At 38.6% G+C, this 22,577-nt stretch carries 21 protein-coding genes and 1 pseudogene; 18 read left to right on the forward strand and 4 right to left on the reverse strand.

The window, feature by feature from the left end:
- Positions 1-333: DUF1641 domain-containing protein (locus tag AC1DVK_RS23570; RefSeq protein WP_477627515.1), on the reverse strand; the 333-nt coding region annotated here is incomplete at its 3' end.
- Between the two features lie 1,468 nt (positions 334-1,801).
- Between AC1DVK_RS23570 and AC1DVK_RS23575 the strand changes: the two genes are divergently transcribed.
- From AC1DVK_RS23575 to spoVK, 9 genes are all read left to right on the forward strand, one after another.
- Entirely contained in the window at positions 1,802-2,257 is a 456-nt protein-coding gene (locus AC1DVK_RS23575) for an SMI1/KNR4 family protein (RefSeq protein ID WP_061462495.1), read from the forward strand.
- Between the two features lie 133 nt (positions 2,258-2,390).
- Complete coding sequence (locus tag AC1DVK_RS23580; protein ID WP_477627516.1) at positions 2,391-3,098, forward strand: response regulator transcription factor; 708 nt, start codon at positions 2,391-2,393, stop codon at positions 3,096-3,098.
- Complete coding sequence (locus AC1DVK_RS23585) at positions 3,095-4,156, forward strand: sensor histidine kinase (RefSeq protein WP_410863854.1); 1,062 nt, start codon at positions 3,095-3,097, stop codon at positions 4,154-4,156. Before AC1DVK_RS23580 ends, AC1DVK_RS23585 begins: the two co-directional genes overlap by 4 nt.
- A 98-nt stretch (positions 4,157-4,254) precedes the next feature.
- On the forward strand, positions 4,255-5,031 hold the full coding sequence (locus AC1DVK_RS23590; protein WP_477627517.1) for an ABC transporter ATP-binding protein: 777 nt from the start codon (positions 4,255-4,257) through the stop codon (positions 5,029-5,031).
- Entirely contained in the window at positions 5,009-6,949 is a 1,941-nt protein-coding gene (locus AC1DVK_RS23595) for an FtsX-like permease family protein (RefSeq protein ID WP_477627518.1), read from the forward strand. The genes AC1DVK_RS23590 and AC1DVK_RS23595 overlap by 23 nt, the downstream gene beginning before the upstream one ends.
- Positions 6,950-7,515: 566 nt before the next feature.
- A complete protein-coding gene (locus AC1DVK_RS23600; RefSeq protein ID WP_477627519.1) occupies positions 7,516-8,847 on the forward strand; it encodes an ATP-binding protein in 1,332 nt (443 codons plus the stop codon).
- Between the two features lie 456 nt (positions 8,848-9,303).
- On the forward strand, positions 9,304-10,224 hold the full coding sequence (gene miaA / locus AC1DVK_RS23605) for a tRNA (adenosine(37)-N6)-dimethylallyltransferase MiaA (RefSeq protein ID WP_412547093.1): 921 nt from the start codon (positions 9,304-9,306) through the stop codon (positions 10,222-10,224).
- Positions 10,225-10,227: 3 nt separating this feature from the next.
- Positions 10,228-10,461, forward strand: a complete 234-nt coding sequence (hfq, locus tag AC1DVK_RS23610) for an RNA chaperone Hfq (protein ID WP_034313436.1) — start codon at positions 10,228-10,230, stop codon at positions 10,459-10,461.
- Between the two features lie 406 nt (positions 10,462-10,867).
- A complete protein-coding gene (gene spoVK / locus AC1DVK_RS23615; protein ID WP_061466029.1) occupies positions 10,868-11,824 on the forward strand; it encodes a stage V sporulation protein K in 957 nt (318 codons plus the stop codon).
- A gap of 37 nt (positions 11,825-11,861) precedes the next feature.
- On the opposite strand, the gene AC1DVK_RS23620 is transcribed toward spoVK, so the two are convergent.
- On the reverse strand, positions 11,862-12,470 hold the full coding sequence (locus AC1DVK_RS23620) for a trimeric intracellular cation channel family protein (protein WP_317778836.1): 609 nt from the start codon (positions 12,468-12,470) through the stop codon (positions 11,862-11,864).
- Between the two features lie 164 nt (positions 12,471-12,634).
- Here AC1DVK_RS23620 and hflX point away from each other — a divergent pair, with 164 nt between their 5' ends.
- The 4 genes from hflX to glnA all read left to right on the forward strand — a co-directional run bounded on the left by hflX (position 12,635) and on the right by glnA (position 17,141).
- Positions 12,635-13,888, forward strand: a complete 1,254-nt coding sequence (gene hflX, locus AC1DVK_RS23625; RefSeq protein WP_061462501.1) for a GTPase HflX — start codon at positions 12,635-12,637, stop codon at positions 13,886-13,888.
- A gap of 12 nt (positions 13,889-13,900) precedes the next feature.
- On the forward strand, positions 13,901-15,169 hold the full coding sequence (locus AC1DVK_RS23630) for a methionine gamma-lyase family protein (protein WP_317778838.1): 1,269 nt from the start codon (positions 13,901-13,903) through the stop codon (positions 15,167-15,169).
- A 195-nt stretch (positions 15,170-15,364) separates the two neighbouring features.
- Positions 15,365-15,766 carry a MerR family transcriptional regulator gene (locus AC1DVK_RS23635; protein ID WP_318684483.1) on the forward strand — a complete coding sequence of 134 codons (402 nt, stop codon included), beginning with the start codon at positions 15,365-15,367 and terminating at the stop codon, positions 15,764-15,766.
- 40 nt (positions 15,767-15,806) lie between these two features.
- A complete protein-coding gene (gene glnA / locus AC1DVK_RS23640; RefSeq protein ID WP_061462504.1) occupies positions 15,807-17,141 on the forward strand; it encodes a type I glutamate--ammonia ligase in 1,335 nt (444 codons plus the stop codon).
- A 211-nt stretch (positions 17,142-17,352) separates the two neighbouring features.
- Here glnA and AC1DVK_RS23645 read toward each other — a convergent pair whose 3' ends face one another.
- Positions 17,353-17,490: a tyrosine-type recombinase/integrase gene (locus AC1DVK_RS23645; protein WP_410863870.1), complete on the reverse strand. Its 138-nt coding sequence runs from the start codon at positions 17,488-17,490 to the stop codon at positions 17,353-17,355.
- 214 nt (positions 17,491-17,704) lie between these two features.
- Between AC1DVK_RS23645 and AC1DVK_RS23650 the strand changes: the two are divergent.
- Together AC1DVK_RS23650 and AC1DVK_RS23655 are read left to right on the forward strand one after the other, a co-directional pair.
- A pseudogene (locus AC1DVK_RS23650) lies at positions 17,705-18,567 on the forward strand (replicative DNA helicase); the annotation flags it as partial.
- Positions 18,568-18,843: 276 nt separating this feature from the next.
- Positions 18,844-19,056, forward strand: coding sequence for a DUF3954 domain-containing protein (locus AC1DVK_RS23655; protein ID WP_477627520.1), 213 nt, complete (start codon positions 18,844-18,846; stop codon positions 19,054-19,056).
- A gap of 172 nt (positions 19,057-19,228) precedes the next feature.
- On the opposite strand, the gene AC1DVK_RS23660 is transcribed toward AC1DVK_RS23655, so the two are convergent.
- Positions 19,229-19,975 (reverse strand): alpha/beta fold hydrolase, encoded by a 747-nt coding sequence (locus AC1DVK_RS23660; protein WP_477627521.1) that lies wholly within the window; start codon positions 19,973-19,975, stop codon positions 19,229-19,231.
- Positions 19,976-20,725: 750 nt separating this feature from the next.
- On the opposite strand from AC1DVK_RS23660, the gene AC1DVK_RS23665 reads away from it, so the two are divergent.
- Genes AC1DVK_RS23665 through AC1DVK_RS23675 form a run of 3 tightly spaced genes read left to right on the forward strand, consistent with a single transcriptional unit; the run spans position 20,726 to position 21,896 of the window.
- The gene (locus AC1DVK_RS23665; RefSeq protein ID WP_410863868.1) at positions 20,726-20,884 is read left to right on the forward strand and encodes a hypothetical protein; all 159 of its coding nucleotides are present in this window, start codon (positions 20,726-20,728) and stop codon (positions 20,882-20,884) included.
- Between the two features lie 21 nt (positions 20,885-20,905).
- A complete protein-coding gene (locus tag AC1DVK_RS23670) occupies positions 20,906-21,379 on the forward strand; it encodes an ArpU family phage packaging/lysis transcriptional regulator (protein WP_477627522.1) in 474 nt (157 codons plus the stop codon).
- The gene (locus AC1DVK_RS23675; RefSeq protein WP_410863869.1) at positions 21,354-21,896 is read left to right on the forward strand and encodes a tyrosine-type recombinase/integrase; all 543 of its coding nucleotides are present in this window, start codon (positions 21,354-21,356) and stop codon (positions 21,894-21,896) included. Before AC1DVK_RS23670 ends, AC1DVK_RS23675 begins: the two co-directional genes overlap by 26 nt.
- Positions 21,897-22,577 lie beyond the last annotated feature (681 nt).

Raw genomic sequence — 22,577 nt, forward strand, 5'->3', positions numbered from 1 at the left:
ACCGATCACATCATTATTCGCTTCTGCACGATCCTTAGCTTCGATGGCGTTAGCTGCAAGACCTTTCACTGAGCCCACTACAGGTGTAGCGATCTCCGAAATGGCGCTGACCGTATCATTTTTCAAAACATCATCAGTCGCAACAGATTGAGCGAAATCATAAGACTTTGTTAAAATATTCACTAATTCAGTCAGTTTTGGTAACTGCTCAACTAAAGTGTTCAAGGATTCCTGAACCTCGGGCTTTAAAAGCTGATCTAGGATATCCAATTGTTCTTGGTTTCCAGAAATATTAAGTGTTTCATGTTCAGGTCTTGAGGCTACATCTACCATATCTAATTCCCCTTTAAACTTAATTATTTTGTTTTATGTGTTTTCCGCCGATACTACTAATCATACGACTCTAATCTCTTAATTTCAAATAAATTTTTTGTGATAGAAATATAATTTTTTAGTTATAATTAAGAGTTAGTAGGTGGGTTTCTTGATTTATCTTAATATTCTAAAAAAACATTAAGATTATTGTGGTTATAATACCTTAAATAAAAAAGTTTATTAGAAATAGCCCTTGTCATTTTACTATACTGATAGGGGGTGGTTTGAACTTTAGATTGTCCAATCAATTAATGACATGAACAATCAATATAGACACTTATAATTCTGCCTGTATGTTTGTTTTGTTATAATGTCCATAATCTTTGAATATGCAATGCTTGTATGGTGTCCATGAATATTTTATCTGATTTAGGGTAAATAATATTATCGGAATTGGAGATGATGCCCTTGGTAGAACGCAGGATGTTAAAGATCCGTGGAGAGAATATTGAAATATCTTCTAGGTATAGTGAGAAATATAGTAAATGGAATTGTACTGCTAAACTTCCCAACAGTTCCATAATAGCCTATTGTCGTGATAAAAATAAGCTTCGCGCTGAGACAGTTTCTATGAGCAGATTATTAATTACTTATGATGACTATAAAGTTGTATGAGATGTAGTTGATTTAATCCATAAATAAAAAAAGGCGCACAACCTTGAAGATGATGGTTGGGTGCCTTTTTTTATTGTATCCAAGATGTTGTATCCCTGGTGTGGAAATAAATAATTTACAGAACAGGAATTTGGGGATAGCTTTCGATTAGTCTCGATATCATGCCACCATGCGATACTGCAATTTTGCTGTTACTTCGATCTAAAATATTAAAACATCTATCCTAAATTGATTATTTTATATTCCTTTTACCCAAAGTTTTAAATAACCATCAATTTTGATAACTTAAACTCAAATCTCATTTAATTATAATAGCCCAAGTGTATAGTATGAAATATTTATCCTTTTCCTTGTTATTGTATACTTGTATTTATATACAAACCTCTTCTATTTTTCCCTTTTGGGACATAAGCTTTCAAATCACCATTTTGCCTTCTACCCTTTTTTTGCGAATTTTTAGTGAAGGGAAAATCCCTTTTTTTTAAGCTATTTTCTTAAGTGGAGATGATTGCAACAAAATTGTCGAAAAATATATCAGAAAATACTGAAAAGGAAAGTAAATTTATGTTAATGTATTTAAAAAGTGTCATTTTTTTAGTCCTGAGGAATAATTTGTTTTTCAGGAATCTCCATTGAAAAAATCGTTTAGATTGTAATGGAGTCAAAGTTCCATTTGGCTAAGGAAATATAAAGGAAAACCTTGCCTTTTTATTACAGCAATCAGCAAGTGAATAAGGCTTACAGAATAAGATCATCTGGTGGTGAATTGATTTTGTATGTTGCTACAATAATCTGAAATGGAGTTGGTAGAATGGTGAATATTACTGGATATGGTAAAGCGACACAAAAAGCAGTGAATAATTTTGAGGAATTTGTGGGTTTTGAAATCCCTGCTGATTATAAACAATTTCTCCTCAAGCATAATGGCGGCATAACTGCGGTGCAAAACAGTAAGTTTTATGTAGATGCATTAGACACACTCGTTTGCTTAAATGTCCTTTATGGATTAGATCTTCAGGATAAAGAACTGGATTTACAGAAATGGCATGAAGAAAACAGGGAAGACTTACATAAGAATTGCATTATAATAGGTAATGATACGTGTGCAGGTAAAATTTTACTGATAAATAACGAAGAGGAAAAGGGAGTCTATTTCTGGGATCAGGGGTGGTATTCGGATCCATCAGGCCAGGATGAAAATATTTATAAAGTTGCAGAGAGTTTTCAATCCTTCATTGAGGGATTGAAAATCCCGGAAGAAATCTAATTTTATTCGCATCCCCTTGATTGGCTCAGGCCATTCAAGGTTTTTTATTGTAAATTCAAAAGCAGATTGATATGGGACGGAAATTATATGTAAGAGTGATAGTAAGGATTGTTATTTTAAAGAGGAGGAAAAGATGTATAAAATCTTTTTGGTTGAAGACGATGTCAAGATAGCTGGGAGCTTGGTAAATTATTTAAAAAGGTATGGGTATGAGGTTTTTGAAGTAAAGCAATTGGACCAAGTCTTTGCGGAGTTTCAAGAGATAAAGCCAGATTTGGTTTTATTGGATATTAATCTGCCCTATTATGATGGTTTTCATTGGTGCCGGCTAATAAGGACGGTTTCAAAGGTTCCCATCATATTCATCTCTGCAAGGACAGATGAAATGAACCAAGTCATGGCCATAGAATATGGGGGAGATGATTATTTAACAAAACCATTTCATTTGGAAGTGGTGCTAGCGAAAATAAAAAGTGCCTTACGTAGGGTTTATGGTGAATATGCGGAAATATCTTCATTCCACCAACAAATAAAGGAAATGGACGGATTAACGCTTTATACGGAAAAAGCGATGATCGAATATCAGGACAATCGGGTAATGTTAACTCAAAATGAGTTAAAATTATTGAGCTGTTTACTACGACAGTATGACACCATTGTCTCCCGTGAAGATTTACTTGAAGCCCTATGGAATGATGATTCATTTGTTGATGACAATACATTGACTGTCAATGTCACTAGAGTACGGAGAAAACTAGAGGATATTGGCGTCAAGGATGCCATAACAACTAGCAGGGGAAAAGGATATCGACTAAAAATAGTGCAAGGTGAAGAAAAGTGAAGCTAAAATCCTTTATTATAGACCGTCTTTATTTTATATTTTATACCGTTCTATTGGCAAGCCTGCTTATTATTGCTTATGCATTAGCCGTTCTGGAAGCGGGGAATCACATATCGATTTCAAATATCTTCTATTTAATTATTCTCACGTTGTTTATGTTGCTTCTATTTTTAGCGGCCGATTACATAAGGCATTACCGTTTTCTTAATCAATTAGCAAGGATGAAGCAAGAAACGAGCTTGTCGTTTGAATATGTCGAAGCCTTTAGGGAACCCCTGTCAAATGAACAAAAGTTGTGGATGGAGCTTTTTCAACAAATGAACAAAGTAACAATTGGACAATTACAAGAACAAATCAAACAGAAGGAGCAATATGAGCTATTGATTCATCAATGGGTTCATCAAATGAAGACACCTGTTTCAGTCATTTCCTTACTGATTCAAGAAGGCAAAAGGACATTTTCGAATGGGCCGATGAAGGATTATCTTAAAGAGATAGAAGAAGAAAATGATCGATTTCGCAGAGGACTGGAAATTATATTGCATGGAGCAAGGCTGCAGCGTTTTTCGGAGGATGTAAAATCGGAACGGGTTGACTTAATTAATCTAGTCAAACAAGTGATTAACGAGGAAAGAAAACAGTTCATCAAACGGTTCATATACCCCAAGCTTGATACGGAGCTTGAGAATTTATATGTGCATTCGGATCGTAAGTGGCTCCACTTCGCCATTAGTCAGGTGGTCTTTAATGCACTGAAGTATTCAAGGCAGGAAGAGCATGTCAGCATAACGTTCAACATTGTTGAAAAAGAGTCGGAGATTTTCCTAAGGATAACAGATCAGGGAATTGGAATTGTCCCACATGATATAAAACGAGTGTTTGATCCTTTTTTTACTGGAGAGAACGGGCGAGTTCAACAAGAGTCAACCGGAATGGGACTATATCTAGTGAAGGAAATCCTTAACAGGCTTGGGCATGGCGTTACCATTCAATCGACTGTATCCGAAGGGACTACTGTGGAATTTCTCTTTAAGACAAATACCCTACATGAAAGGTGACAGAATTGTAAGGGTGTTAAAGCGGTATGTAATAAACTTCGATGGGAGCCTCCCGCTTTATTCATTATACTTACTGTAAGAAAGGGAGGTATTTTCGGATGTCGATTTTAAAAGCGGAACAACTATCCAAAACTTATTTTCAAAAGCAGGGGAATGTATTTCATAAAGCGTTACATAATTTCACCATGAATGTACAGAAAGGGGAGTTTGTCGGGGTGATGGGTCCATCAGGCAGCGGGAAAACCACGCTGCTTAACTTAATGGCAACGATTGATAAGCCCACCACAGGTAAAGTCATTCTAAATGATCAAAACCCTAATGAATTAAACAATCAGGACCTGGCTTTGTTTCGCAGGAGGGAAATTGGATTTGTTTTTCAAGACTTCAACCTTCTTGATACACTTACCGTTCGCGAAAATATCCTCCTTCCTTTAGCGTTAGATCATTATAAACTGCAGGAAATGGAAAATAGGGTAAATCAGTTGGCGAACCTTCTTGGTATAGAAGGGATTTTAGAAAAGCGGACCTTTGAAATTTCCGGGGGTCAGCAGCAACGAACGGCTTGTGCAAGAGCGATGATCCATGAACCTTCCATTATTTTAGCGGATGAACCTACTGGCAATTTGGATTCCAAATCCGCCAAGCAGGTAATGGATACCCTCACGACACTTCAGGAGAAAAAGGGAGCAACCATCCTCATGGTCACTCATGACCCGACTGCCGCCAGCTTCTGTGACCGGGTTCTATTCATAAAGGATGGCAAGTTCTTTTCGGAGGTTCATAGCGGAGGGGAGAGACAGAGCTTCCATCAAAGGATATTAGATACGTTAAGCGTTTTGGGAGGAGTCTATCATGAACATCCGACTTCTCGCTAAGAGAAATATCCAAGGAAATGCACAACGTTATCTAGCCTATTCTTTTAGTATTGTCCTTTCCGTCTCAATCTTTTTTATTTACGCATCATTTATCTTTCATCCTGATGTGGTCCATGCGAATATCCCTGGGGGACAGCTAATCAGCAGTGGACTCATTGCAGCAGAAATAGTGATCATCATATTTTCAGTTTTCTTTATCGCTTATTCGAATGCTGCATTTATACAGCCGCGAAAAAAAGAGTTTGGGCTTCTGACACTGCTTGGAATGTCCAAATCCCAACTAAGAAAACTGATTTACCTGGAGCAAACGATTGTTTCCCTCATATCCATCCTGATCGGAGTAGGCTTGGGGTTTTTGTTCTCAAAATTATTCTTAATGGCAGTTTCTTGGTTATTGGCTGTAGAGCAACCAATATCATTTGTCTTTGTCCCTGAGGCATTTGTTTATACGATTGTTGGTTTCATTTTGCTATTTCAGCTATTATCGCTCCTTTCATTGTTCCACATTGGAAATGCGGAGGTTGTCGATTTACTAAAAGATAAACAAAAACCAAAAAAGACGCCCTTCGTTTCAAAGTGGTTAATTGCATTATCAGCAGTTTGCTTATGCATTTCTTATTACTTGGCAGCCACGATGTCGGTGAACAATTCTTATATTCGAGTAATGCCCATTTTATTCTTCGTACTGATCGGCACCTATTTTTTATTCAGCCAAAGCATTGTCGCTCTATGCCGCAGGCTTTATCGGAAGAAGAAAAGCTTATATGGTGGAACGAATTTAATTACACAAACAAACCTGATATTTAATATTAAGGACTATTCCAGGTTATTCTTTTTGACCTCGATCATTACAGCTGTGATTTTGACAGCTGCAGGAACACTTTTCATGTTCAGTGCAGATTTAAAAAAGCAAGGGATCGATAACATTCCGCAATCAATTGGCTGGGTTGAAAATGACGCTTCCATTTATTCCGTTATTGAACCATCCGCAGTGGAGAAAACATTAAAGGAAGATGGATTCAAGATCCTTTACGAAGTTAATATGACAGGTGTCCCCATTTCCCACATGTTACCCCATATGAGAACGGGAGAATCTAATGAACATAGGTCATTATTAATCTCGGAAAGTGATTATAACAATGCGGCTGCATTGCGAAAAATTGATCCAGCAAAGCTATCTGGAGGAGAAGCGTTATACATTTTTCCTTATGGAGGACTCGACTATGAATTTGTCCAAAAGGGTGAACAAAAGGAGCTTCAATATGGTAAACAAACCATACAGGTAACAATGATTGGTCAGCGCAATCAATCGATAGTCGCTCCAATAAAATCAGCAACGACCCTGATGGTGGTCGATGATCAGCTGTATCATGAAATCACTAATGATGTGCCTTTAAAAGATAAGGTAAGAGTACGAGGGTATGAAGTTAAAGACTGGGAAGAATCAATGGAAACAGCTGCTAAAATAGAAAAAATGTCTAATAATCCTGACCATAATCAATTGCAAACAAGAGCTCCGATTTATCAAGAAATGAAACAGGGAAGCATTTTGATCCTTTTTATCGGCTTGTTCGTCAGTTTATTATTCTTTATCGTCCAAGGAAGCATGATGTATCTGCGGGTTTTTACGAATTTAGAAGATAAAAAAATCCAAATTCATGCCCTACATCGACTGGGACTGACAAAAAAAGAAATACGGAAAATTTTAAGTGCGGAAATACGCATCCTCTTTTTCGCTCCTTTTCTGATAGGGATGATTCATGCCATAATCGCCTACGTGGCATTAAGCAATTTATTGGGATCCAACTTGTTCGTCTATTCTGCTATGGTCATCGGAACGTATTTTCTTTTTCAACTGCTATATTATCAAGTAACAAAAAAGATGTATGAGCGGGCAGTCATCAATTCGATTAAATGAAAACTATCATATGTTAATGGAATCAGGGGGGCAGACCCTGATTCCATTTTTTTGTATTAATGTCTCGTTAAAATGCCGTTTTCCTTAATGATAAATTAGTTAATACGTACCATTGCAAGGGGAGTGATCCGCTTTTTTCATAAAACTGAATGGCATCTGAATAAAAAATATGAATTTTGTTTAGATTTTATAGATTAAACCTTTACATTCTTGTAATATTTTCATATAAAGGGTAAAATTATTTATTTCAAGGCTAATATATCAAGTTCAGCATCTGTCCTTTTTTTCGTGTTCTTATATAAAGTTATATTAATATAATAAATATATGGTAATAAAATGTTTTGTTAGAAATATTAAGTATTTAATTTAGCTTAAATTAAAATTTAAAAAGTTGAGGATCAAAAAAAGAAGTGGATAATATGTCAATTACTTGATTAAATATAGTCCTGTATGCCTATGTTTTTCGTGAATATTAGATTATTTTCTATTACTTTTCCCCTTTATATAGTAAACTCATAAAAGGTTCGTTAACTTTTAGCTGCTAGAGACGAGGTAAGTTTAATCCTATGAAAAATAAAAAGTTAAGGGCATTTCTTTATTTGACCATTCTTTTATTAATTGTCTTCATTCTTCTAAATATGTTTTCTACTTATTTAAGCATTAAAAATTCTGTGCAAAAATCCGTTGCTAATCAAAACTTGGTAACTGCCAGGTCTATTGCCGACTCAATGGATATAGAGGCATATCAACGATTTCTTAATAACCAAGTAAATAGCCARGAATATAAGGATATAAAAGCTTATTTAGAAGATGCCCGTGAAAAAATCGGGGCATTGTATGTTTATACCATCATGGTTGATAATCCGAGAGTATCTAAAGCTATGATTACCGGATTTTCTAAAGATCATAAAGGGGATTTTCCTATCGGTGGTGTATGTACTGTTCCATCGGAGCAGGTCGAACAGGCGTATGAAGGTAAAAGCTTTATTACCGGGATTCTGGAAGATCCGGAATATGGGGAGTATTTGACTGTGGGAGTGCCAATAAAAAATCAAGATGGCACCATWATTGGTTTTTTGGGCATTGATGTGAGTGCAGAGGATATTAATGCCATTAACGGAAAGGTATTGAAAAGCAGCATCGCCATCCTTGTTTATAACGGGGGATTTGTCATCATGTTGCTATTTACCTTTTTTGTCATTCAAAAATGGTATCAAAAAGAACTGACACGTGAAGTGGGGGATACGGAAGATACATATCAATCGGAATTTCAATCGCTCATTGCTTCAGTCCGATCATTAAGGCATGATTTTTCCAATCATATTCAGGTGATACATGGACTGCTTAAATTAGGGGAGAACGCAAAAGCACTCGATTATTTAACTGGCCTTTCAAAAGAAGTGCATTCGATAGAATCGATGAAATTGGATGTGATTCATCCGGGCTTATCTGTCCTGTTAGAGACAAAAAGGCTATCGGCACAGAATTATAACATCGATATAGAAATTGATGTTTCACCCAAATCTTTCAATCGGGTCAAAACAATCGATTTGATAAAATTATTATCCAATGTTATCGATAATGCAATTGAAGCAACAATTGAATTGCCCGAGCAAGAACGCCGAATGAATATTGCATGTAACGCTGATGATCAAAAGTATACGTTTATGGTCACGAACACCGGGCCAATGATTTCCACTTTAGATCAGGAGAATATATTCACCAGCGGATTTTCAACAAAAAAGGCACAAAAGGGTAAAGTTCGCGGACAAGGATTGTTCATCGTTAAAGACTTAGTGAGCAGATATGATGGAGAGATTCATGTACAATCCACTGAAAAAGAAACGACCGTTACGATGACGATACCCGTAAATGGAAGAATGTGCTGTGAACTGTAAATCAAAAGGGAAGCGCAATGATAAAGAAGGTATGATTCCTCAAAATGCAGAAGGAATCATACCCTTTTTTAGTTATTTTTGATTATMTTGTATTTTGTTGAAAGGCCTTTATCATGCTTATTTTTCTCCATTAGTCCCAGCCGGTTTCGCTATTACTTGGTCTAATGCGGCAAATGGAACTTGGAAATTCACCTATATTATAAAGCTGATCTATATGGATAAATGAAGGTATAATGGTCACAATTGAATGTGAATAAAGGGATTTCAAGATGACGATTATTCCGGGAAAAGAGGTGAATAAAAGAATCTGAATTGGACATAATGGGTAGATGTTTAGCTGCTTTCATCGAGATTATGATAAGATAGGAAAAAATCATATAAGGCAGTGAGAATGTGAAACAACAAAAAGGAAAACTTCTCGTTATCATTGGACCGACTGCTGTTGGCAAGACTAAGATGAGCATTGAGATGGCAAAGTTATTTAATGGTGAAATTATCAGCGGAGATTCGATGCAGGTTTATAAAGGGATGGATATTGGGACTGCAAAAATCAAAAGGGAAGAAACAGAAGGGGTTCCCCATTATTTAATTGATATTAAGGACCCTGATGAACCATTTAGTGCAGCAGAGTTCCAGGAGCGCGCTAATGCTTGTATCGGGGATATCCAGAGCAGAGGTAAACTCCCTATTATCGTCGGTGGAACAGGATTATACATACAATCGGTCATCCATGATTATCAATTTTCGGAAGCGCCATCAGACCCTGTTTATAGGGATGGACTCGAAAAACAGGTAAGGGAGTTTGGGATCGATCCAGTTTTTGAACAATTACGCAGCGTTGACCCAGAAAGCGCGAATCGGATTCATCCTAATAATGTTAGAAGGGTGATCAGAGCACTTGAGATTTATCATTGTACAGGTAAAACGATGAGTGAGCAGCTGAATGAACAGCCTACTGAATTTAAATATGATACATGCATCATTGGATTGACAATGGAACGTGAGAAGTTGTACCGACGTATCGATCAACGTGTTGATGGGATGGTAGAAGAAGGGCTGATTCAAGAGGTGGAGTCCTTTCACGAAAAAGGTTTGAGGGATTGCCAATCAATCCAGGCTATAGGCTATAAAGAAATCTATGATTTTTTTGATGGAAAAGCTTCATTGGATGAAGCGGTTGAGACTTTAAAGCAAAACTCCCGTAGATATGCAAAAAGGCAATTGACTTGGTTTCGGAATAAAATGGATGTAAATTGGTTTAATATGACCGATCTCGAGGGTTTTCCAAAAAAAATACATGAAATATCTGGATTTATTGCAGGAAAGCTTTTCAATGAAGGCGAATACATAAATTTAGAGAGAAAAGAGGAGGACTAATACATGAAACAATCAGTAAATATTCAAGATCAGTTTCTTAATCAATTACGGAAAGATGGTACGTATGTGACGGTATTTTTATTAAACGGGTTCCAGATTAGAGGACAAGTAAAAGGGTTCGATAATTTTACCGTTTTATTTGAATCAGAGGGCAAACAGCAGTTAGTCTATAAACATGCGATTTCTACATTCGCTCCACAGCGTAATGTTCAGATTGATTACGAAGTGAAGGAATAATCATATATATGAATGTGAAAAACAGGTTTCGCTTATTGCGACCTGTTTTTTTTGTATGCACGGTACGTTTCTTTTTCAAAGAATCGATAATTTTACGTACCTGTTTTGAATATATATAAGGGACGGATTATTTTCCGGGAAACCGCAGGAAATGACAATCCCACATAAATAATTGGTGGATGGGAATGAAACTTGTCGTAAAAAAACCTCTTAGGAAAAAATCCTGTCAGAATAAGTCGCCGTTAGAAAAGGAATATGGCTAATTAAACTGAAATCTTTGGTATTCACGAAAAGAAATAATGAATTTTCCGATGGGGAAGTTTTGGCTATGTTACATATGCCTATTACCATCATAAATCTAATGGAAATTGTGGAGTAAGGGGTCCAAGATGGAGAGGTGAATGCATTGGAACAACCGATCCGTATGAAAAATAACGGGCAAATCAATATTGTGTTTAATGCGGAAAACAGAAAAGCGCTACAAAAGGATCTGCCGATAAAAGAAATTTTGGTGCAAGAAATCCCCCACCAGCATGTAGCGTTGAAAGAGATTGAAGATGACCTGAAATCGCTGGTCGGAATGGAAGAAATGAAACGGATGATAAAAGAAATATATGCCTGGATTTACATCAATAAACAACGTGAGGAAAAGGGGCTGAAGACTGGCCGGCAAGCGCTGCATATGATGTTTAAAGGAAATCCCGGAACTGGGAAAACAACGGTTGCACGTTTAATAGGTAAGTTGTTTCAAAAAATGAATGTACTATCGAAAGGGCATTTAATTGAAGCGGAGAGGGCAGATTTGGTCGGGGAATACATTGGTCATACTGCCCAAAAGACAAGGGATTTAATTAAAAAGGCCATTGGCGGGATCTTATTTATTGATGAAGCCTATTCCTTGGGAAGGGGCGGCGAAAAGGACTTTGGTAAAGAAGCCATAGATACGCTTGTCAAGCATATGGAGGATCGTCAACACGAATTCATTTTGATCCTTGCTGGATATTCAAGGGAAATGGATTATTTCCTTAGCCTAAATCCTGGCCTACATTCCAGGTTCCCGCTTGTTGTTGACTTTCCGGATTATACGATTGATCAGTTAATGGAAATAGCCGATCGGATGCTGCAGGAAAGGGAATATCTAATGAATCGGGAGGCCGAAAGGAAATTAAAAGAACATTTAATCATATTACGTTCATTCCGGGGGCCGATTTCATTTTCTAACGGACGTTATATCCGAAATGTTCTTGAAAAGTCGATCAGGGCACAGGCGATGCGGCTTTTATTGGAGGATTCTTTTGAAAAAGCCGATTTACTGACCCTAACCAGCCAAGATTTGATTTTTGAGGATGATGAGAAAGAATGACATGGAAAAGCCCACCAAAATGGCGGGCTTTTCAAATTTATGTTTTAGGCACCCATTTTTTATTAGGGAGATGCCAATTATTAGTGTAAGAAAGGACTCGCAATATCGTAATGACGGCGAAGAGTGAATAAAGCTGCCAAGACTGGGATAATACACCACTGCCTAAAACCAAGCCTGCTATGATGGCCCATACTACGTAGATTTCTTTTCTGAAGACCAATGGCTTTCTTCCGGCCAGTACGTCACGAAGTATCCCGCCTCCGCACCCGGTTAATGCCGCAGATACAATGATGGCACTCATTGGATGATTAAGTTCCACGGCATACATCGCGCCTTGGATGGCAAAGGCAGAAAGGCCAATGGCATCACTGAGGTTTCCCCATCTATCCCAGTGTCTTGAAAGGTTTGTAGGGAATACAAAAACGATGGTGATGGTTACTATAGCGATGGCAAAATAGAAACTTTGATCCCATAACGTTGAAGCGGGGACACCAATCAGCAGGTTCCGAATTGCCCCTCCGCCAAAAGCGGTTATGATTCCTAAAATATAAACTCCTAAAATATCATACTCTTCTTCCATGGCAATGATGGTTCCGCTAATGGCGAATGCAATCGTACCTATGATGCTTAATACTTCCCATGTCATATGAATTCCCTCTATGTCTTTTCGATTTTGATGGTAAAGTCAAATTTGATTTTAGCATGTTATCGGAATTTTTAAAACGGTAAAAGCTTTGTTTTAAGGAAATTTTTATATAGTCAATTTTTTTGTTATGATTAACTGAAATCTTCAAGAAGGTGGTGCATGATTTGGAAGAATCATCAAAGGAAACGGCCGTGTTGATTGGGTGTCAAACAACAGAGCCTACTGAACGTTTTGAATATTCACTCGATGAGCTGGCTTCATTGGCGAAGACGGCGAATGGTGAGGTGTTAATGACCATCACCCAGAAAAGGGAAAGCGTCGATCCAGCTACATATATAGGAAAAGGAAAAGTGGAGGAGCTTCGAAATCTGGAAGAGGAGCTTGAGCCGGATTTATTTATCTTTAATGATGAACTATCCCCGAGCCAGATTCGAAACCTTTCGAAACAATTGGAGGCAAGGATCATTGACCGGACACAGCTCATATTAGATATATTTGCTCAGCGGGCGCGTTCCAGGGAAGGGAAGCTGCAGGTTGAACTTGCTCAGCTCCAATATTTATTACCGCGTTTGGTCGGACAGGGGACCGCGATGTCCAGGCTTGGAGGCGGAATCGGAACCAGGGGCCCTGGAGAAACGAAGCTGGAAAGCGACCGTCGCCACATTCGTGGGAAAATAGATGAAATCAAGCAACAATTAAGTGGCATTGTCAAGCATCGTGAACGCTATCGTGATAGAAGGAAACGTAATAAAACCTTTCAAATTGCCCTCGTGGGATACACGAATGCAGGTAAATCGACGCTGTTCAACCGTTTGACGGAGGCGGATTCATTCGAAGAGAACCAGTTGTTCGCTACCCTGGATCCCATGACACGAAAAGCGATTCTTCCCAGCGGATTTACCGTGCTGCTGACGGATACGGTAGGATTCATTCAAGATTTGCCGACATCTTTAATCGCCGCATTCCGCTCGACTCTGGAAGAAGTGAAGGAAGCTGACCTATTGCTCCATGTGGTCGATTCCTCAAGTACGGATTACTTTAATCATCAGAAAACGGTGCAGGATTTGCTAAATGACTTAGAAGTCCCTTCCATTCCACAGCTAACGTTGTATAATAAGAAAGATCGGATTCATGCTGATTTTGTTAGGTCTTCCAGTCATGCTTCATTAATGATCAGTGCCTATGAACAATCGGACTTGAATCAAATTATGGAAGAAATTGAAAAATACGTGATTGAAGAAATGGTCCCGTATTATGTTTTCCTGCCGTCGAGTGAGGGTAAACTATTATCACAGCTGAAAAATGAAACCATATTGCGCACTCTCTCCTTTAATGAAGAATCGGAAAGATATGAATGCAAAGGTTTTTGTCTAGCTGATCATCCATTAACCGGGCAGCTTGAGAAATATTCATTATAAAGGGGAAGTTTGATGTATCAGCAGTTAACAAATGGAGAAGTGTTGAAAAACATTGCCCAGGACGTGGAAGCAATGATTTCTCCGTTACATAAGCAAGTCGACGAACGAATTGAAGAAAATCAATTTCGTGTATTACAAAGTTTTCAAGCACATAGGGTGAGTGATTCCCATTTCATCCCGACAACAGGGTATGGATATGATGATACAGGCCGCGATACGCTTGAATTGATATATGCAGATGTTTTTGGTGCGGAAGCTGGATTGGTACGCCCGCAAATTATTTCAGGCACACACGCCATCTCCACTGCACTGTTCGGCATATTGCGCCCGGGTGATGAATTGTTATACATAACTGGAAAGCCATATGATACTTTGGAAGAGATTGTCGGTATCAGGGGATCGGGTATCGGATCTTTGCGCGATTTTCAAATCAGCTATAAGGCCGTTCCATTAGCGGAAGCGGGATCCGTTGATTTCGACGCCGTTAAACAAGCCATTCAACCAAATACTAAGATGATCGGTATACAACGGTCAAAAGGGTATGCTACACGCCCTTCCTTTACGATTGAAGAGATTAAGGAAATGATTTCCTTTGTTAAAGCCATTAATCCGAAAATCGTCGTGTTCGTGGACAATTGCTATGGAGAGTTTGTTGAAACACTAGAACCATGTCATGTCGGAGCAGATTTAATGGCTGGTTCACTGATTAAAAACCCAGGTGGCGGGATAGTGAAAACCGGTGGATATATTGTTGGTAAAAAGGGCCTTGTTGAAGCGTGTTCTTATCGATTAACATCACCTGGAATAGGGGCTGAAGCAGGTGCTTCCCTTTATAGTCTGCAGGAAATGTACCAAGGTTTCTTCCTTGCACCGCATGTCGTGGGCCAAGCTGTAAAAGGAGCCATGTTCACAGCTGCGTTTTTAGAAAAAATCGGTATGAATACATATCCTAAATGGGATGCGAAGCGTACAGATTTGATTCAATCTGTTCAATTTGATGACCGGGATAAAATGGTTGCCTTCTGTCAAGCCATCCAATATGCATCGCCAATCAATTCGCACGTGACACCATATCCTGCATATATGCCAGGATATGAAGACGATGTAATCATGGCTGCGGGCACCTTTATACAGGGAGCCAGCATTGAACTGACGGCAGATGGTCCAACAAGGGCTCCGTATGTTGCCTACGTTCAAGGCGGCTTGACCTATGCCCATGTTAAAATAGCAGTATTGACCGCTGTGAATGCATTGATGGATAAAAAACTGATTCAACTGTAAAAGAGAATATGTAATTTACGTAATGGGAGTCCAAATCAATGGATTCCTCCCATAAACAATAGTCGTAATATTTGAGTAGTTACAAATCATTTAACTCTTCTGAAAAAAATGACGTCATAAAATGTAACATCAGATTGACATGTTTAATAACATGGTATATGATTATTTTAAGATAAACAAAGGAGGATGCTAAGAATGAACGGCAACAACATTCGGCGTTCTATGCCTCTTTTTTCCATCGGAATCGTCATGCAGCTAACTGAGTTGTCTGCACGCCAAATTCGGTATTACGAAGAGCATCAACTTATTACTCCTATGAGAACAGATGGAAATCGTCGGGTTTTTTCTTTAAACGATATCGATCGACTGCTTGAGATTAAAGACTTAATCGAACAAGGAGTCAATCTGGCCGGCATAAAAAAAATTTTCACTGTAAAGGAACAGAATTTACCTACCCAAGATTTAGAACAAGCGGAAAAAATAAGACGTGACCTTAGTGATGAGGAGCTTCGCAAGCTTCTGCGTGCCGAGCTTTTACAAGGAAGTAAGCATCGAACATCTCTTCGACAAGGGGATATGTCTCGTTTTTTTCAATAAAAAATATGATTTTATGAATGATTATTAGGGGGAATAAAAATTGGCAAAGTTCACACGTGAAGACATCACTCGTTTAGCGAAAGAAGAAAATGTTAAGTACATTCGTTTACAGTTTACCGACATTTTAGGGACGATTAAAAACGTTGAAATCCCAGTCAGTCAATTGGAAAAAGCACTTGATAATAAAATGATGTTTGACGGATCTTCCATTGAAGGCTTCGTCCGTATCGAAGAGTCCGATATGTACCTATTTCCTGATTTAAATACATGGGTTATCTTCCCTTGGACTTCCGAAAAAGGTAAAGTCGCACGTTTGATCTGTGATATTTACAATACGGATGGAACACCTTTTGATGGGGATCCCCGTGCTAACCTAAAACGTGTTCTTGCAGAAGCAAGAGAAATGGGCTTCACAGATTTCAATCTTGGACCTGAGCCTGAATTCTTCTTATTCAAACTGGACGCAGCAGGCGAGCCTACTCTAGAATTGAATGATAAAGGCGGATACTTTGACCTTGCACCTACTGACCTAGGAGAAAACTGTCGTCGTGATATCGTTCTTGAGCTTGAAGAAATGGGATTTGAAATTGAAGCATCCCACCATGAAGTAGCTCCAGGACAACATGAAATTGACTTTAAATATGCGGATGCAATCTCAGCATGTGATAACATCCAAACATTTAAATTGGTCGTTAAGACGATTGCCCGTAAACATGGTTTACACGCAACTTTCATGCCAAAGCCATTGTTCGGTGTTAATGGATCTGGTATGCACTGTAACGTTTCATTATTCAAAGGAAACCAAAATGCATTTTATGATACAGAAGGAAAATTGGAATTAAGTAAAACAGCTGAGCAATTTATCGCAGGTATCATTAAGCATGCTCCAAGCTTCACTGCGGTAACAAACCCTACTGTTAACTCATATAAACGTCTAGTTCCTGGTTACGAAGCTCCTTGTTATGTTGCATGGTCTGCTAAAAACCGCAGCCCATTAATTCGTATCCCAGCTTCACGCGGAGTGAGTACTCGCGTAGAGGTACGTAGTGTCGATCCAGCAGCAAACCCATACCTGGCACTTGCTGTTATACTGAAAGCTGGACTTGACGGCATCAAAAACGACTTGACTCCTCCAGCTCCAGTTGATCGCAACATCTATGTTATGAATAAAGAAGAACGTGAAGAAGTAGGCATCGTTGATCTTCCAGCTACTTTATATGCTGCATTGGAAACATTAAAAGCTGATGAAGTCATCAAATCAGCACTAGGTGAACACTTACTTGAACACTTCATCGAAGCAAAAGAAATCGAGTGGGATATGTTCCGCACACAAGTTCACCCATGGGAACGCGAACAATATATGTCAATGTATTAATAGTTTCAAAGCCTTGGTATTACTGAGTTTCTCAGTTACCAAGGCTTTTTTTATTTTTATAAAATGAAAGGGAACTGGCTGGCTGACCACATTTTGACCACATTTCATACTATTTCATATTCAATTGAGCATAATTCATATAGTTAGAATATCCATCAACACTTTTTTCTTCGAGTTTCTTTGACACGTGAGCATAGACATCTGCTGTTGTTTATATTGATTTATGTCCTAAGCGTTCCTGCACATCTTTTAAACTGGCCCCGGATTCTAGAAGTAAAACAGCATGGGTATGTCGTAAACCATGAATGGTTATATGTTTTGTAATTCCTGCTTTTCTACAAATGCGAATAAAGGCCCTGTGTAAGGTGGATTTTTAATAGGGGAGGCCATTCCCTCGTTCGAAAACAAGAGTTGTTTTGATACCTTTCTGCCAATTTCAGTTTTATTTCCTTTTGCTTAATGACATGACGTGTTAACAGAGCAGCAAGGCTTTCGTCGATTAATATTTTTCTATACGATGTCTGATGCGGTTAGAAGATAACTCGACTGACGATGATGACGGATCCATAAAGAATGATTTAGTTGCGGTCTACGATGAATTAGAAACGCCAAAAGGTGAAATTACCGGTATGCCTACAGGGTTTACAGAATTAGATCGAATGACAGCCGGATTACAAAAACAAGACCTTATTGTAATCGCTGCCCGGCCATCTGTAGGAAAAACGGCATTTGCTTTGAACATTTCAGAGGGAGTAGCAAAACAGAAGAAACACGCAGTCGCAATCTTCTCCCTTGAAATGGGTAGAAAACAATTGTTAAAAAGAATGATTTCGAGTAACGGTAGAATCAATGCGCAGCATATCCGCACAAGTAACCTTGTTGATAAGGATTGGGGAAAGCTAACAGGCGCAATGGGAGATGTTAGCAACCTTAATCTAAGAACCTTTGATAATTCTAGTATTACAGTTAATCAAATCTGGGCGAAGGTCCGTAAGATGAAAAGGGAGTACGAAGACAAAGACATTCTGGTCAAGATTGATTACCTGCAGCTCATTACAGGATCAGCCAAACATAAAGGGAATCCGATGCAAGAAATAAGTGAAATCAGTTAGATGCTAAAACATATGGCAAGGGAATTGGATGTATGTGTCATAGCCTTAAGTCAGCTATCAAGGGCGGTAGAACAAAGGCAAGATAAACGGCCTATGATGTCAGATATACGGGAATCGGGCCAAATTGAACAAGACGCTGACGTGATTAGATTTCTTTATCGGGATGATTATTACGATAAGGAATCGGAGAGCAAAAAAACATCATAGAAATTATTATTGGTGAACAAAGAAATGGTCCCATTGGAACCATATCACTAGCATTCATCAAAGAATATGGGGTCTTCCTCAATCTGGAGCGCAGACATGACGGTTAGGGACCTTTATCATGAGTCCATCAAATACAAGCATACATCACTCCGTTTGTTGATTGAATTTCTGGTATACGAAAAAAACACGGTGAACTTTAATGACGATAAATCAGTACTCAATCTTTATTTTAAAAAGAATAATAAGCCGAGAATGAATGAGCTGTTGCAAGAATATCAGAGAAGAATTTATGGGTCTGCTATATGATACTGTCCTAGCAGCATGTAGAGTAGAGAGAATTACTTATATTAACAGGATGCTATGAGAAAACGGGAGTGGGCGCGATGGAAGTGAAAATTAATTTAGAAGAAAATATGGTGTACTTTGTGAGCAATCAAAAACTGACTCCCATGAATCCACCAGATGGTGGGTACGGGGAAACAAAGATTATGTGGCAAAACAATAATGCAGTTCATGCCACTACCAAATTTACAACACCTATAGGAAAGAAGGTTGTCAAAAAGAAATGTGGCAAAGAATTCTTTGATGACATTTAAAGTGTATGAAGAATAGTGGACACAAACTGTGATTTTTAGGAATTCCAGAATTAGTAGTTAGTAGTTGATATATATTAGAGTCCCTTTCATGAAACAAAAAGGTGTTTTACTAATAATGTATGGCTGAACCCCTCATAAACGTAGAGGGGCTTCAAATCCTCTTTGTTGTTATTTATGGTCTGCCGGCTTCCACGAATTTATGGGCAATCATTTTTAGTTCCATGGAGAAGGTCGTAAAGTGGTCTCCTTTGCCTTCAATGTATCGGTAAAAACCGAGGTGGCTGGATTGGTTCGTATGCCAAGCGAACGGTCCGGGCGGAAGAGCGATATCTTCCGTCAAATTAAGATAACTTTTCGGAATTTGCAGATTGTAGAATTTTTTCAGATCGAGCTTTTGAAATAAAGGTCTTGCAGGTTCCGGCATAATCTTGCTGTACATCACTTTCGCTTCCTCTAAGCTGGCCGTGTTTGCGAAGGCATCTCGGAACAGTGGGAATGGAAGCATAATCGTATTGTTACCAGAAGCATCGGCCAGTTGTTTGAATGTTTCTTGAATAGGCGGCGGAAGTTGATCATACAAGCTTTGTCCGTCTAGAGGAACAAAAGCGTTAGCAAACACGAGACGGTCGATCCGATCCGGGATTTGCTGGGCTACTGTTGCTACAACCGTACCGCCGAAGCTATGTCCGAGAAGAACGATATGTTTCAAACCTTTTTTCTCAATATATTCGACGACGGCATTCGTGATTTGCTCATGAGTTACGTTTTTGTCTGTTAAGACACCGTGACCTGGCAATTCCGGCACATAAACCGAATGGCCAAGTTTGCGAAGCTCGGCAGAGACTCCAGCAAATTGGCTGACGTCAGCCCAGGACCCGTGAATAATGACGAAGGTAAGCTTTTCTTGCGAGTTGCTCATTGTCAACATATCATTCTTGGGAATTTGCTTAGAATCTGCCGCATTTGCGGAATTAAGTTGGTTGCCGATTTGAAAGCAGAAAAAGGAAATTAAAGCCAGTCCGAGAGCAATTATTTTTTTGAATTTAATCAGATTCATGTTTAACCTCCTAATAATGGATGGGATAACATTTTTGCTCCAATTGATCAAGGAATATTGTTTACTTCACCAGACAATATTATTCCCGAGACGAGGTACCCTAGAGTAAATAACTGGCTGGTGTCCGTATTATTTTTTGAAGCGCACCAGCATCTTACGCTTCTCTAGTGTTCATTTACGACCTTGTAAAAAGTAAAGGGCCGCACAGTACGAATAAAATGTGTGTTATTGATAAGTCCTGAGACTAAATTAGATTTAAGTTTTACTTTACGTAGGTCTTTACCAATTAAAATTCACCTGAGGAGGCTTTAGATAATGGAATTAATTAAAGAAATTCAACTGGATAGCAAAGAAGTGGAAGAGGCCATTACCGATTATCTGAAAAAAGAAGGTACAAAGCCGTATCATTCAAATTCAAATCATCAAATCCTTTAATGTGTGCATACGATTAAAGCATCCATTGTTGTAGAAGAAATCCGAGTAAAGTAAAGAACAATTGCATAAACGTCTGGCCGGAAAAAATTGGAGGACATTCATTAAATGTAGGAAACGAGATTTCCTATTTTCAATGGATGTCCTTTTTTATTGAGAAAAAGAGAGAAGGTAATTGAAATGGGAAAAGAAATAACACAAAGAAAAATCAAGCATGTGATCAAGTGGAAAGTGGATTCTTATCGGACGGACAAACGGACGGGTGCCTTCAGTCCGGTAAAGCCAAGTCGTTATGTACAATATACTTATGATGAATTAGATCGTCAATTTCCGAATTAATAAAAGGAGGTGCTAGGACACATGAAAAGAAGAAGTGATATGCCGGTTGTTGATGAAAAAAAGAACAAAAGAGAAGTCGAAAACGCGATTGTAGAATATCGAGATTTCTTAATCACACTGCCTATTTTTTTAATGCCAAAAGTGACACCATCCTATTCATTGGTTCCTCCTACTAATACCAACGCGTTTCATTCCAGCACGGAAGATGCAGCACTTGAACGGATTGAATTTGAGCAAAACCGAGCGGATTGTTTAACTAAAATGCACGATGCGGTGAATAGTTTGAAAGACATCGAGAAATTGATCATTGTGAAAAAGTATCTTCTCCATGATCAACACGGTTACGACCTGTTAATTTGGACTGAATTAGGGCTAGGAAAAACCAAGTATTATGCCATTAAAGGAGAGGCCATGTTGCGCCTGGCCTTCGCCTTGAAAATAGAAGTCTATAAAAAAGGGGGTGTTTCGAATGAACGTGGTCCAACCCATTCGTGATAAGGTCCTGCTGCAGGATATGAAAGACTTCCTGAAACAGAATAATGAACGAAATTACATCATGTTTTTGCTCGGGATTCATACGGGATTGCGTATCTCGGATATTCTTCGTTTAAGGGTAAGGGATGTGCAAGGATGGGACATTGTCCTGAAGGAAAAGAAGACGGATAAACATAAAGAAGTGAAGATGTTGAATGAATTGAAACGGGCAATTCGGACCTATGTGAAAGACAAAACCTCGAATGAATATTTGATTAAAAGTAGAAACGGAAAAAACAAACCGATTACAAGGGGGATGGCCTATGTGATTTTGAGTCAATTGGCGGAGGAATTCGGACTGGAACGAATCGGGACCCATTCCCTTCGAAAGACATACGGGTATAATCATTACAAGAAATTCAACGATGTCGTAGCCCTTCAACAGATCCTGAATCACACGGATCAACGAGAAACCTTAATTTACATAGGGATTAAACAAGATGAACTCAATAAAATGCAGGGGAAAATCGATTGGTGATTTCCTCTTTTTTGTGTGTTCTTTTTCTTTTTGTCCTTTTAAATTCACTTCAACCTGGCGGTTGTTCAATTCATTTTTAGGAAACGTGATATTCCCTTGGGACTGTAAGATAAGGTGTGTGCCTGTGAATTATACACAATCTGGATTATAACGAATTCAACGGGGTATTTTCAGCCCATCTTGCATCGGAAAGGCAAAAGGAAAGGCGAACGATTCGCGAACGATAAATGGACACTTATTCATTTTGCCTGTGATAAAGTAATAGTATGGAAGTTTTGAAGAAGACTTCTAAATAAGGCGTGATGGTTTTTAGCTGTTGCGACTTATTCCCTCCCTTTTTTACCCGAATGGTTTACTATTGCTGGCTGCTCGGAGTATGGCCGAGTGGCCTATCTTTTTGTTCTCTGTAAACCAGATATAAGTACAGGGAGATTACAGACTTCACTATGTACGATTAAAAAATACATTATGCTAAAAAAACAGCCACATGAGATTTTGTGGCTGGTATTATCCCCTACAGGTAGACAGAGTAAAAAGAGAGCATGATAAAATGTTCTTAACAGTCTATCTGAGAGGGGATTTTTCTATGGCAAAAAAGGGGCAAACGTTTCAAACATATACAGAAGAATTAAAGCGAGAAGTTGTTCGTTTGAAGTTGGAGGAAGGCTGGTCATATCGTCG

The organism is Peribacillus sp. P4_B1, from assembly GCF_056402395.1.